At 43.7% G+C, this 12,085-nt stretch carries 23 protein-coding genes; all 23 read right to left on the reverse strand.

The features are described 5' to 3' along the window. Position 1 precedes the first annotated feature (1 nt). The 23 genes from rpmD to hflK all read right to left on the reverse strand — a co-directional run bounded on the left by rpmD (position 2) and on the right by hflK (position 12,073). Positions 2-178, reverse strand: coding sequence for a 50S ribosomal protein L30 (rpmD, locus tag PGX00_RS00550; RefSeq protein WP_195706529.1), 177 nt, complete (start codon positions 176-178; stop codon positions 2-4). A 7-nt stretch (positions 179-185) separates the two neighbouring features. Beyond that, the gene (rpsE, locus tag PGX00_RS00555; protein WP_272131972.1) at positions 186-692 is read right to left on the reverse strand and encodes a 30S ribosomal protein S5; all 507 of its coding nucleotides are present in this window, start codon (positions 690-692) and stop codon (positions 186-188) included. Positions 693-707: 15 nt separating this feature from the next. Further along, complete coding sequence (gene rplR, locus PGX00_RS00560) at positions 708-1,061, reverse strand: 50S ribosomal protein L18 (RefSeq protein ID WP_195706527.1); 354 nt, start codon at positions 1,059-1,061, stop codon at positions 708-710. Between the two features lie 9 nt (positions 1,062-1,070). Next, the gene (gene rplF, locus PGX00_RS00565; protein WP_272131975.1) at positions 1,071-1,604 is read right to left on the reverse strand and encodes a 50S ribosomal protein L6; all 534 of its coding nucleotides are present in this window, start codon (positions 1,602-1,604) and stop codon (positions 1,071-1,073) included. Positions 1,605-1,616: 12 nt separating this feature from the next. Further along, on the reverse strand, positions 1,617-2,009 hold the full coding sequence (rpsH, locus tag PGX00_RS00570) for a 30S ribosomal protein S8 (RefSeq protein WP_272131977.1): 393 nt from the start codon (positions 2,007-2,009) through the stop codon (positions 1,617-1,619). Positions 2,010-2,038: 29 nt separating this feature from the next. Continuing rightward, positions 2,039-2,344: a 30S ribosomal protein S14 gene (gene rpsN, locus PGX00_RS00575; protein WP_272131979.1), complete on the reverse strand. Its 306-nt coding sequence runs from the start codon at positions 2,342-2,344 to the stop codon at positions 2,039-2,041. A 17-nt stretch (positions 2,345-2,361) separates the two neighbouring features. Beyond that, positions 2,362-2,901, reverse strand: a complete 540-nt coding sequence (gene rplE / locus PGX00_RS00580) for a 50S ribosomal protein L5 (protein WP_195706523.1) — start codon at positions 2,899-2,901, stop codon at positions 2,362-2,364. Positions 2,902-2,924: 23 nt separating this feature from the next. Then, positions 2,925-3,242 (reverse strand): 50S ribosomal protein L24, encoded by a 318-nt coding sequence (gene rplX, locus PGX00_RS00585; RefSeq protein ID WP_272131982.1) that lies wholly within the window; start codon positions 3,240-3,242, stop codon positions 2,925-2,927. A 14-nt stretch (positions 3,243-3,256) separates the two neighbouring features. Continuing rightward, a complete protein-coding gene (gene rplN, locus PGX00_RS00590) occupies positions 3,257-3,628 on the reverse strand; it encodes a 50S ribosomal protein L14 (protein ID WP_017036074.1) in 372 nt (123 codons plus the stop codon). Between the two features lie 164 nt (positions 3,629-3,792). Further along, complete coding sequence (gene rpsQ / locus PGX00_RS00595; protein WP_272131985.1) at positions 3,793-4,050, reverse strand: 30S ribosomal protein S17; 258 nt, start codon at positions 4,048-4,050, stop codon at positions 3,793-3,795. Beyond that, complete coding sequence (rpmC, locus tag PGX00_RS00600; protein ID WP_272131987.1) at positions 4,050-4,241, reverse strand: 50S ribosomal protein L29; 192 nt, start codon at positions 4,239-4,241, stop codon at positions 4,050-4,052. Before rpmC ends, rpsQ begins: the two co-directional genes overlap by 1 nt. After that, entirely contained in the window at positions 4,241-4,651 is a 411-nt protein-coding gene (gene rplP, locus PGX00_RS00605) for a 50S ribosomal protein L16 (protein WP_195706519.1), read from the reverse strand. Before rplP ends, rpmC begins: the two co-directional genes overlap by 1 nt. Before the next feature lie 11 nt (positions 4,652-4,662). Further along, positions 4,663-5,361 carry a 30S ribosomal protein S3 gene (gene rpsC / locus PGX00_RS00610; RefSeq protein ID WP_272131990.1) on the reverse strand — a complete coding sequence of 233 codons (699 nt, stop codon included), beginning with the start codon at positions 5,359-5,361 and terminating at the stop codon, positions 4,663-4,665. A gap of 18 nt (positions 5,362-5,379) precedes the next feature. Beyond that, the gene (rplV, locus tag PGX00_RS00615; protein ID WP_272131991.1) at positions 5,380-5,712 is read right to left on the reverse strand and encodes a 50S ribosomal protein L22; all 333 of its coding nucleotides are present in this window, start codon (positions 5,710-5,712) and stop codon (positions 5,380-5,382) included. A 10-nt stretch (positions 5,713-5,722) separates the two neighbouring features. After that, positions 5,723-6,001: a 30S ribosomal protein S19 gene (rpsS, locus tag PGX00_RS00620; protein ID WP_001138114.1), complete on the reverse strand. Its 279-nt coding sequence runs from the start codon at positions 5,999-6,001 to the stop codon at positions 5,723-5,725. A 19-nt stretch (positions 6,002-6,020) separates the two neighbouring features. Continuing rightward, a complete protein-coding gene (gene rplB, locus PGX00_RS00625) occupies positions 6,021-6,845 on the reverse strand; it encodes a 50S ribosomal protein L2 (protein WP_272132003.1) in 825 nt (274 codons plus the stop codon). A 15-nt stretch (positions 6,846-6,860) separates the two neighbouring features. Then, entirely contained in the window at positions 6,861-7,163 is a 303-nt protein-coding gene (gene rplW / locus PGX00_RS00630) for a 50S ribosomal protein L23 (RefSeq protein WP_272132005.1), read from the reverse strand. Further along, positions 7,160-7,762: a 50S ribosomal protein L4 gene (gene rplD / locus PGX00_RS00635; RefSeq protein ID WP_272132007.1), complete on the reverse strand. Its 603-nt coding sequence runs from the start codon at positions 7,760-7,762 to the stop codon at positions 7,160-7,162. Before rplD ends, rplW begins: the two co-directional genes overlap by 4 nt. Before the next feature lie 16 nt (positions 7,763-7,778). Then, positions 7,779-8,408: a 50S ribosomal protein L3 gene (gene rplC, locus PGX00_RS00640; RefSeq protein ID WP_272132009.1), complete on the reverse strand. Its 630-nt coding sequence runs from the start codon at positions 8,406-8,408 to the stop codon at positions 7,779-7,781. Between the two features lie 14 nt (positions 8,409-8,422). Then, positions 8,423-8,734, reverse strand: a complete 312-nt coding sequence (gene rpsJ / locus PGX00_RS00645; protein WP_017053625.1) for a 30S ribosomal protein S10 — start codon at positions 8,732-8,734, stop codon at positions 8,423-8,425. 875 nt (positions 8,735-9,609) lie between these two features. After that, the gene (locus tag PGX00_RS00650) at positions 9,610-9,795 is read right to left on the reverse strand and encodes a DUF2065 domain-containing protein (protein WP_272132013.1); all 186 of its coding nucleotides are present in this window, start codon (positions 9,793-9,795) and stop codon (positions 9,610-9,612) included. A 92-nt stretch (positions 9,796-9,887) separates the two neighbouring features. Continuing rightward, a complete protein-coding gene (gene hflC, locus PGX00_RS00655) occupies positions 9,888-10,868 on the reverse strand; it encodes a protease modulator HflC (RefSeq protein ID WP_272132014.1) in 981 nt (326 codons plus the stop codon). Positions 10,869-10,870: 2 nt separating this feature from the next. Then, positions 10,871-12,073, reverse strand: a complete 1,203-nt coding sequence (gene hflK, locus PGX00_RS00660; protein ID WP_272132016.1) for an FtsH protease activity modulator HflK — start codon at positions 12,071-12,073, stop codon at positions 10,871-10,873. Positions 12,074-12,085: the final 12 nt, after the last annotated feature.

Here is a 12,085-nt window from a genome sequence, read left to right on the forward strand (position 1 = left end):
ATTACTCCTCAACTTTAACCATATAGCGAACTTTGTTGACCATTCCACGAATACATGGAGTGTCTTCAAGTTCAACCGTATGGTTGATGCGACGAAGGCCTAAACCTTTCAAGCACAATTTGTGCTTAGGTAAACGACCGATTGAGCTTTTAGTTTGAGTTACTTTAATAGTTGCCATCGTGTTCTTACTCCGAAATAGATTCAACAGTTAGACCACGTTTGGCAGCAACCATTTCTGGTGACTTCATGCCGCTCAAACCATCAATAGTCGCGCGTACAACGTTGATCGGGTTCGTAGAACCGTATGCTTTCGCAAGAACGTTGTGAACGCCAACAACTTCTAGTACTGCACGCATCGCACCACCGGCGATGATACCTGTACCTTCTGCTGCTGGCTGCATGTAAACTTTAGAGCCAGTATGACGACCTTTCACCGCGTGGTGTAATGTGCCGTCGTTTAGCGCGATCGTAACCATGTTACGACGTGCCTTTTCCATTGCTTTTTGAATCGCAGCTGGTACTTCACGAGCTTTGCCGTAACCGAAACCAACACGACCATTACCGTCACCAACTACTGTTAGTGCAGTAAAGCTAAAGATTCGACCGCCTTTAACCGTTTTTGAAACACGGTTAACAGCGATTAACTTTTCGTTAAAATCTGTAGCTTGAGCTTGTTGTTGTTCTTTAGCCATCTTCCAAACCCTACCTTAGAATTTAAGACCAGCTTCGCGAGCAGAATCTGCTAGCGCCGCTACTCTGCCGTGGTATTGGAAACCAGAACGATCGAATGCAACACCAGAGATGCCTTTTTCGATAGCGCGCTCAGCAATAGCTTTACCTACTGCTTTAGCTGCGTCAACGTTACCAGTATTCTTAACTTGCTCACGGATCGCCTTTTCTACAGTAGAAGCTGAAGCGATAACCTCAGAGCCATTCGCGGCAATTACCTGCGCATACACATGACGTGGAGTACGGTGTACAACTAAGCGAGTTACGCGAAGTTCTGCAATCTTACGACGTGCACGTGTAGCACGACGGATGCGAGATGCTTTCTTATCCATAGTGTTACCTTACTTCTTCTTAGCTTCTTTAGTACGCACATATTCATCTGCGTAACGAACACCTTTACCTTTGTAAGGCTCAGGTTCACGGTAAGAACGAATGTCAGCCGCAACTTGACCAACAAGTTGTTTATCACAACCAGTCAGTATAATTTCAGTTTGGCTTGGGCACTCAGCCTTAATGCCTTCTGGTAGAGCGTGCTCTACAGGGTGTGAGAAGCCAAGGGTCAAGTTTACATTGTTGCCTTTAACAGCAGCACGGTAACCTACACCTTTAAGAACTAGCTTCTTAGTAAAGCCTACAGTAACGCCAACAACCATGTTGTTCACTAGTGCACGAGCAGTACCTGCTTGAGCATTCGCTTTGAACACACCTTCAACTGGGTTGAAAGTTAGGTTGTTTTCTTCCTGTGCGACTACTACTGCGCTATTAATAACGCGAGATAGTTCACCTTTGCCACCTTTAACAGTGACTTCTTGGCCGTTCAGTTTCACCTCTACGCCTGCTGGAATAGAGACTGGTGCTTTTGCGACACGAGACATAGTCTACTCCTATTAAGCTACGTAGCAGAGAATTTCACCACCAAGACCTGCCTTGCGAGCAGCGCGGTCGGTCATAAGACCCTTGGAAGTGGACACTACAGCAATACCCAAACCGCCCATCACGGATGGTAGCGAGTCTTTATTCTTGTAGACGCGCAGACCAGGACGTGAAACACGTTGGATTTGCTCTATTACAGGATTAGCTTGGAAGTACTTAAGAGTAACTTCTAGCTCTGGTTTTGCTTCGCCTTCGATAGCGAAGTCAACGATATAACCTTCAGCTTTTAGCAAAGTAGCAATTGCAACTTTAAGCTTTGAAGAAGGCATTTTCACAGCAACTTTATTTGCTGATTGACCGTTACGAATGCGGGTCAGCATATCCGAAATCGGATCTTGCATGCTCATAATATTTACTCCAAATGATTAAGTGGCAATTACCAGCTAGCCTTACGAAGCCCAGGAATCTCGCCTTTCATACAAGCTTCACGAACCTTGATGCGACTAAGACCGAACTTACGTAGGAAACCGTGTGGACGACCAGTTTGGTTGCAACGGTTGCGCTGACGAGATGCACTTGAATCACGTGGTAGAGATTGCAATTTAAGAACTGCATTCCAACGATCTTCTTCAGATGCGTTTACATCGCTGATGATAACTTTAAGCTCAGAACGCTTTTCAGCAAACTTAGCTACAAGCTTTGCACGTTTTGTTTCACGTGCCTTCATTGATTGTTTAGCCATAACAGTAACCCTTCACCTTACTTGCGGAATGGGAAGTTAAAGGCAGCCAGCAGAGCACGGCCTTCCTCGTCGTTTGCAGCGGTTGTCGTGATAGTAATATCAAGACCGCGCACACGATCGACTTTATCGTAGTCGATTTCCGGAAAGATGATTTGCTCGCGAACGCCCATGCTGTAGTTACCGCGTCCGTCAAAAGACTTAGCGCTAACACCACGGAAATCACGTACACGGGGAAGAGCGATAGAAATCAAACGCTCGAAAAAATCCCACATACGTTCGCCACGCAAGGTTACTTTACAACCAATTGGGTAGCCTTCACGAATTTTAAAACCTGCAACAGATTTACGCGCTTTAGTGATAAGTGGCTTTTGACCAGAAATGATCGCCATATCAGAAGCTGCGTTTTCTAGCAGTTTTTTATCGTTGATTGCTTCACCAACGCCCATGTTTAGGGTGATTTTATCAATCCTAGGGACTTGCATGACGCTTGAGTAGCTGAATTCTTTGGTCAATTCAGCGACTACAGACGACTTGTAGTAATCATGCAGTTTCGCCATAGTAGAACTCCAAATTACTTCTATTAGTTAGAAACGGTTTCGTTGTTAGATTTAAAGAAACGAACTTTCTTACCATCTTCAACACGGAAACCGATACGGTCTGCTTTACCAGTTGTTGCATTGAAGACTGCAAGGTTGGAAGCATCAATAGCTGCTTCTTGTTCAACGATGCCACCTTGTTGACCTAGAGCCGGTACCGGCTTTTGGTGTTTTTTAACAAGATTAATGCCTTCAACTAAAACTTTACCAGTAGGTAGAACCTTAGTTACTTTACCTTTCTTGCCTTTGTCTTTCCCAGCAAGAACGATTACTTCGTCATTACGACGGATTTTAGCTGCCATTTTGTTGCCGCTCCTTACAGAACTTCTGGTGCCAGAGAGACTATTTTCATAAATTTCGCATTGCGAAGTTCACGAGTCACTGGACCAAAGATACGTGTACCGACTGGTTGCTCAGTAGTGTCATTTAACAATACACAAGCATTACGGTCGAAGCGAATGACAGAACCGTCAGGGCGACGTACGCCTTTACGGGTGCGAACTACCACCGCCTTCAGAACATCACCTTTTTTTACTTTACCGCGAGGAATTGCTTCCTTAACAGTAACTTTGATGACGTCTCCGATATGTGCATAACGGCGATGAGAGCCACCCAGAACCTTAATACACATTACTCTACGAGCGCCGGAGTTGTCCGCAGCGTCGAGTGTACTTTGCATTTGGATCATGTTAGTGCTCCGCTAAAAATTAATACTAGACCCTCTCGGGTCGGGCTGCCCCTTTAATAAGGGCTGCGAATTGTACCACCCTTTTTTAATATTGGGTAGACAAAAAACTAACGGCTCCAAAAATAATTTGGAGCCGTTATATTCGTTAAAGAAATTTGTGAAAATTAGATAATTTTCGCTTTTTCTAAAACTTTAACCAAAGTCCAAGACTTAGTCTTAGACAATGGACGACACTCACGAATCTCAACAGTATCGCCTAGGCCACACTCGTTGTTTTCATCATGTGCGTGCAGTTTGGTCGTGCGCTTTACGAACTTGCCGTAAATTGGGTGTTTAACCATACGCTCGATAGCTACAGTGATAGACTTGTCCATCTTGTTGCTAACTACACGGCCTTGCATAGTACGGATTTTGTCGCTCATTATGCGCCTGCCTTCTCAGTCAAAACAGTTTTCACACGTGCGATATCACGACGTACAGCTTTCAGAGTATGAGTTTGCTGTAGTTGACCAGTCGCTGCTTGCATACGCAAGTTAAACTGTTCGCGAAGCAATTCCAATAGCTCTGCATTAAGCTCTTCAGCGTTTTTTTCGCGTAGATCTTGTGCTTTCATCACATCACCTGCTTAGTTACAAATGTTGTTTTGATTGGCAGTTTACGAGCCGCTAGGCGGAACGCTTCACGTGCCAACTCTTCAGGTACACCATCCATTTCGTACATTACTTTACCCGGTTGGATTTGGGCAACCCAGTACTCTACATTACCCTTACCTTTACCTTGACGAACTTCAAGTGGTTTTTCAGTGATAGGTTTGTCTGGGAAAATACGAATCCAGATTTGACCTTGACGCTTAACGTGACGCGTCATCGCACGACGTGCTGCTTCGATCTGACGAGCAGTTAGACGGCCACGGCCGACTGCTTTAAGACCGAAGGTGCCGAAGCTTACATCAGTACCTTTAGCTAGACCACGGTTGCGACCAGTCTGAACCTTACGGAACTTAGTACGTTTAGGTTGTAACATCAGTCGTCTCCTTATTTACGGCCTTTACGCTGCTTCTTAGGCTTGTCAGCCTTTGGCTCTACTGCGTTAGCAGCTGGCATACCGCCTAGAATTTCACCTTTGAAAATCCAAACTTTAATGCCGATCACACCGTATTGGGTGTGAGCCGAAGAAGTTGCGTAATCAATATCAGCACGTAGTGTGTGTAGTGGCACACGGCCTTCACGGTACCATTCAGTACGCGCGATTTCAGCGCCGCCTAAACGACCGCTTACTTCAACCTTGATACCCTTCGCACCTAGGCGCATTGCGTTTTGTACTGCGCGCTTCATAGCACGACGGAACATTACGCGACGCTCTAGCTGAGACGCGATGCTATCAGCCACTAATTGACCGTCTAGCTCTGGCTTGCGTACTTCTGCAATGTTAATTTGCGCTGGTACACCTGCAATTTTAGCTACAGCTGTGCGTAGCTTCTCAACGTCTTCACCTTTTTTACCGATAACTACGCCTGGACGAGCAGTGTGAATAGTCACACGAATGCTCTTAGCAGGACGTTCGATAACGATACGTGATAAAGATGCTTTTTGTAGTTCCTTAGTTAGGAACTGACGTACCTTGAAGTCGCCGTCTAGGTTGTCAGCGAACTCTTTGGTATTAGCAAACCATGTAGCATTCCAAGGCTTAACGATGCCAAGACGAATACCATTTGGATGTACTTTCTGACCCATTGCTTACTCTCCTAGTCTCTAGCGATCTGCTACAACAATAGTGATGTGGCTTGAACGCTTCAAGATACGATCGGCACGACCTTTAGCACGAGGCATAATACGCTTCATGATAGGGCCTTCATCTACGAAGATTTTTGCGACATTAAGATCGTCAATGTCTGCACCTTCGTTGTGTTCCGCATTTGCGATTGCTGACTCTAGAACTTTCTTAATAAGAACAGCAGCTTTTTTGTTGCTGAACGTTAGAGTTTCTAGAGCTTGGTCAACAGATTTACCGCGAATTTGGTCTGCAACTAAGCGAGCCTTTTGAGGCGAAATACGAGCAAAGTTATGTTTAGCTAAAGCTTCCATTATCTACTCCTTATTTCTTTTTCGCTTTCTTATCTGCAGCATGGCCGCGATAAGTACGAGTAGGTGCAAATTCACCCAGTTTGTGACCGATCATTTCATCAGTTACAAATACTGGAACGTGCTGACGACCATTATGGACAGCGATGGTCAAACCGATCATAGTAGGTATGATCATTGAGCGACGGGACCAAGTCTTAATAGGCTTTTTGTCTCCGCTTTCCACCGCTTTCTCTACCTTCTTCAGCAAGTGTAGGTCAATAAAAGGACCTTTCTTGAGAGAACGTGGCATGGCGATTCCTCTTTATAGATTATTTATTACGACGACGTACAATGTACTTGTCAGTGCGCTTGTTCTTACGTGTCTTATAGCCTTTAGTAGGCATACCCCAAGGTGATACAGGGTGACGGCCACCAGAAGTACGGCCTTCACCACCACCATGTGGGTGATCGACTGGGTTCATTACCACACCGCGAACGGTTGGACGAACACCACGCCAGCGACTAGCACCAGCTTTACCTAGTTCACGTAGCATATGCTCAGAGTTACCAACTTCACCAACCGTTGCACGGCCTTCAGAAAGTACTTTGCGCATTTCACCTGAACGTAGGCGTAGAGTTACATATGCACCGTCGCGAGCGACGATTTGTGCGTATGCACCTGCAGAACGAGCAATTTGTGCACCTTTACCAGGTTTTAGTTCAACACAGTGAACAGTAGAACCTACTGGGATGTTACGCATCGGCAGAGTGTTACCTGCTTTGATAGGCGCATCAACACCAGATTGTAGTTGGTCACCCGCTTGGATGCCTTTAGGTGCAATGATGTAGCGGCGCTCACCGTCTGCGTACAGAACTAGAGCAATGTTTGCGCTACGGTTTGGATCGTATTCGATACGCTCAACTTTCGCTGGGATACCGTCTTTAGTACGTTTGAAGTCAATCAAACGGTAGTGATGTTTATGACCACCACCGATGTGACGTACAGTAATACGACCGTTGTTGTTACGACCACCATTTTTAGAGTTTTTCTCTAAAAGTGGAGCGTATGGCTTACCCTTATGAAGGTCAGCATTAACAACTTTAACTAAGTGACGACGACCAGGGGAAGTCGGCTTACATTTAACAATAGCCATTCTAAACTACTCCTGTTATTCCGCACCGCCAACGAAGTCAAGATCTTGACCTTCTTTCAAAGTAACGTAGGCTTTTTTCACGTCTGAACGACGGCCTTCACGTTGACCTTGACGCTTGGTCTTACCCTTAAGAATAAGAGTATTTACAGTCTTAACTTCAACTTCAAATAGCTTTTCTACTGCTGCTTTGATTTCTCTTTTAGTTGCATCTTTTGCTACTTTGAAAACGATAGTATTCGCTTTCTCTGCCGCCATAGTTGCTTTCTCAGAGATATGTGGAGCACGTAGAACTTTTAGTAGACGCTCTTCAGTGATCATGCCAGCATCTCCTCAACTTGCTTAACTGCTTCAGCAGTTATAAGAACCTTGTCAAATGCAATCAGACTTACTGGATCAAGTGCAGTAACGTCACGAGCATCAACTTTATAAAGGTTACGAGCAGCTAAGAATAGATTTTCATCTACTTCGCCAGTTACGATTAGAACATCATTAAGCTCAAGTTCTTTAAGCTTAGCTACTAGCTCTTTAGTTTTTGGTGCTTCTACTGAGAAGTTATCAACAACGATTAAACGCTCTTGACGAACAAGCTCAGAAAGAATGCTTTTCATAGCACCACGGTACATTTTTTTGTTAACTTTTTGGCTGTGATCCTGTGGTTTCGCAGCAAAAGTAACACCACCTGTACGCCAGATTGGGCTACGAATTGTACCAGCACGTGCACGGCCAGTACCTTTTTGACGCCAAGGCTTAGCACCGCCGCCAGATACTTCAGAACGAGTCTTTTGAGCACGAGTACCTTGTCGAGCACCTGCTGCAAACGCAACAACTACTTGATGTACTAGAGCTTCATTAAACTCACGTCCGAAGGTAGTTTCGGAAACAGTTAGTGCATCAGCACCTTTAACTATCAATTCCATTACTTACTCCTAGACGTTATGCTTTAACAGCTGGTTTTACGATCACGTTGCCACCTGTTGAGCCCGGTACTGCACCTTTAATAAGAAGCAGATTGCGCTCAGCGTCAACACGTACGATCTCAAGGTTTTGAGTCGTAACACGCTCAGCACCCATGTGACCTGCCATTTTTTTGCCTTTAAACACGCGGCCTGGAGTTTGACATTGGCCAATTGAACCCGGTGCGCGGTGAGACAAAGAGTTACCGTGAGTCATATCTTGAGTACTGAAGTTCCAACGCTTAATTACGCCTTGGAAGCCCTTACCTTTAGATGTACCAGTAACGTCTACTTTTTTAATTTCATTGAATAGTTCTACGTTTAGCTCAGCGCCAACTTCAAACTCTTCTCCGTTTTCTAAACGGAATTCCCAAAGACCGCGGCCAGCTTCTACACCTGCTTTCGCAAAGTGACCAGCTTCTGGCTTAGTTACACGGTTAGCTTTCTTAGCACCAGCAGTAATTTGGATAGCTGCATAGCCGTCGTTTTCAAGAGTTTTAACTTGAGCAACGCGGTTAGCTTCTACTTCAACAACTGTAACTGGGATAGAAACGCCTTCTTCGGTAAATACGCGGGTCATACCCACTTTACGTCCGACTAGACCAATCATTCTGCTAATCTCCCTTAACCTAAGCTGATTTGAACATCGACACCAGCTGCAAGATCTAAACGCATTAGAGCGTCTACAGTCTTATCAGTTGGTTCAACGATGTCGATCAGACGCTTGTGGGTACGAATTTCGTACTGGTCACGCGCATCTTTGTTAACGTGTGGAGAGACTAGAATAGTGAAACGCTCTTTACGTGTAGGTAGTGGAATAGGACCACGAACCTGCGCGCCGGTACGCTTTGCTGTTTCTACGATTTCCGCTGTAGACTGATCGATTAGTTTATAATCGAAAGCTTTAAGGCGGATACGAATACGTTGGTTCTGCATGAGACAGAGCTCCAATAATAAATAAATTACACAAACAATATCGCCACTCAAACCTATATAACTAGGTGAATGCCGATTGATTCATGTGAAACCGTGGTTTCCAAAATTAGGAAACGTTGTCAGCTAAATTTGAACTAACTTTAAGGTTAGTATTTTATTAACTGCGAACATAAGCTGAGTATACGTTACTAGACATAAAGTCTACTCCTCAGTGCTCATTGGTTCACAACTGACTTAAGCCAGTGGGCGGTATTATACAGATCACAAAAACGGATGCAAGGGGTGATGATAAATTAATCGAATCTTGAATCTTGAATCTTGAATCTTGAATCTTGAATCTTGAATCTTGAATCTTGAATCTTGAATCTTGAATCTTGAATCTTGAATCTTGAATCTTGAATCTTGAATCTTGAATCTTGAATCTTGAATCTTGAATCTTGAATCTTGAATCTTGAATCTTGAATCTTGAATCTTGAATCTTGAATCTTGAATCTTGAATCTTGAATCTTGAATCTTGAATCTTGAATCTTGAATCTTGAATCTTGAATCTTGAATCTTGAATCTTGAATCTTGAATCTTGAATCTTGAATCTTGAATCTTGAATCTTGAATCTTGAATCTTGAATCTTGAATCTTGAATCTTGAATCTTGAATCTTGAATCTTGAATCTTGAATCTTGAATCTTGAATCTTGAATCTTGAATGAAAAATGCCTTTTTAAAATACTAATGCAAGTCATTTTTTCTAAATTCGAGAAGCGAAGCGCTCAAGACTCGAGGTCTAGATTCGAGAAGCGAAGCGCTCAAGATTCGAGGTCTAAATTCGAGAAGCGAAACGCTCAAGATTAAAACTCTCATTCATCTACGTTGTTTTGCATTTAAGAAACCATAAACGCGATCACTGCCCCAGCAACCACTAGGCAACCACCTATTCGTCGTAATTGATTATCAGGTTGCTCACTAAGTTGCGAAACCATAGAACGCCAGCCTTGAGGGGCGAGTAACGGCCCTAAACCCTCTACAACTAATACCAAGCCAATCGCTAACCAAATTGAATTACTCATTAGATATAAACCTTTGATAAAAACAAAAGGCTCCCGAAGGAGCCTTTATTTCATAATGTGATTCACATTTACAGCAAACTGTAGATAAGTAATTACTTATCAGATCCACCGCTAGAATCATTCATGTACTTAAAGAAATCACTCTTCGGATCAAGAACAAGAATATCACTCTTGTCTGCAAAGGATTTTTTATACGCGGACAATGAACGTAAGAAGCTATAGAACTCAGGGTCTTTGCTATATGCACCAGAGTATATAGAAGCCGCTTCTGCGTCTGCAGAACCTCGAGTCACTCTGGCTGTTTTATCTGCTTCAGCTAGAACGGTTGCAACTTCAAGTTCAGCTTGAGCACGAATGATTTCCGCCTTTTCACGACCTTGTGAACGGTGTTTTCTAGCAACAGATTCTCGCTCCGCACGCATACGACGGTAGATGGACTCACTGATTTCATCCGGAAGATTTATTTTCTTCATTCTGAAGTCAACGATATAGACACCTAAGTCTTTCATTGCACTAGGTCGAGTATCATTCAATACTTCCAACATAATCATGTCACGCTGGCCATCAACTTCTAAAGCTTCAAGCGCAGACTCAGGCATTAGTTCGCCATCTTCACCAAGAACCGGAGTAATCACTCCGCTACGAGGACCAGATACAATCTGTTTTATTTCGCGTGCACCAATTTCTGAACGAAGAACATCGGTAACTTTACGTTCAAGAAGTGCTTGAGCTGTTAGCGTATTACCACCGCCCGTAGCGAGGTAATATTGACCGAAATCTTCGATTCGCCACTTAACGTAGGTATCAATAATAACGTCTTTTTTCTCAGCCGTTACGAAACGGTCAGCCTGGCCATCCATAGTTAGGATTTTCGCATCAAGTTTCTTCACGGTGTCAAACAGTGGCATTTTGAAATGCAAACCTGGCTCGTGAATCTTAGAAATATCATTGTTATCTTTCAAGATTCGGCCAAATCGAATTACAATTCCACGTTCGCCTTCCGGAATAACAAAAAGCGACATTAGCATTAAGGCTAGCGCAGCAAAAATTACAGGGATCATTAACTTACGCATTCTTAGTATCTCCCTTGACGTGTGCTAGTTGAGCGGTCAGTTGATGTCTCTACCGGAGTCGTATCAGTGCGTTGAGACTCTAGCTGTAAATCATCATACGTCGATGTCGTTGCTCGCTTAGAGGTCGAAGCACCTGAACTTTGTCCAAGCTTATCCATTGGTAGATAAAGTAAATTACCGCTAGATTCCGAATCAATCAGCACTTTAGATGTAGAACTATATACTTCTTCCATCGTATCTAGATACAGACGATCACGCGTAACACTTGGCGCTACATTATATTCAGGAAGTAACTTCTCGAATTGTGCAACCTGACCAAGCGCTTCGTTAACTGTACGCTCTGTATAACCTTGTGCTTCTTTCTTCAAACGTTCTGCTCGACCCGTTGCTTTAGGTAGAATTTCATTTTTGTAAGCCTCCGCTTCACGAATGAAACGCTCTTCATCTTCTCGAGCGGCGATTGCATCATCAAATGCATCTTTAACTTGCTCAGGAGGACGTGAAGATTGGAAGTTCACATCTACAATTATCAAACCCATATCGTAGTTATCAATAATACGATTTAACGTTTCTTGAGTACTTTGACGAATCTGTTGACGACCGCTGGTTAAAATCGAGTCCATCAATGAGTCACCAATAACCGCACGAAGTGCAGAATCAGTGGCTTGACGCAAACTATCATCAGCGTTAGTCACTCTAAATAGATATTTATATGGGTCAGAAACCCTATATTGAACACCCATTTCTACCGTTACTACGTTCTCATCTTTAGTTAACATAGTGCCTGATGCGCGCAATGCTCTAATCGCTTGCACGTTTACAGGTGTTACTTCATCAACAAAGCGAGCACGCCAGTTCAGACCAGGATCTTCAATATGAGAATATTTACCTAGGCGTAATACAACACCTTTCTCTGCTTCACCAATAGTGTAGAAGCCTGAGAATACCCAAATTGCAAAAGCGACAACAGCAATAAGGCCAAAACCTATTGCGCCACCGCTTCCACCACCAATTGAAGGTATGCCACCTTTTTTACCAAATTTTCCGCCCAGCTTTTGACTCAGTTTACTAAATACTTCGTCTAAGTCTGGCGGACCTTGATCGCGGCCTCCGGATTGCTTACCACGATCATCTTTATTACCCCAAGGGTCGTTATCCCGGCCATTATTATTGCCGTTGTTATTTCCAGGCTCATTCCACGCCATTAGAAAGCTCCA

This window comes from Vibrio algarum (assembly GCF_028204155.1).
Lineage (GTDB): Bacteria > Pseudomonadota > Gammaproteobacteria > Enterobacterales > Vibrionaceae > Vibrio > Vibrio algarum.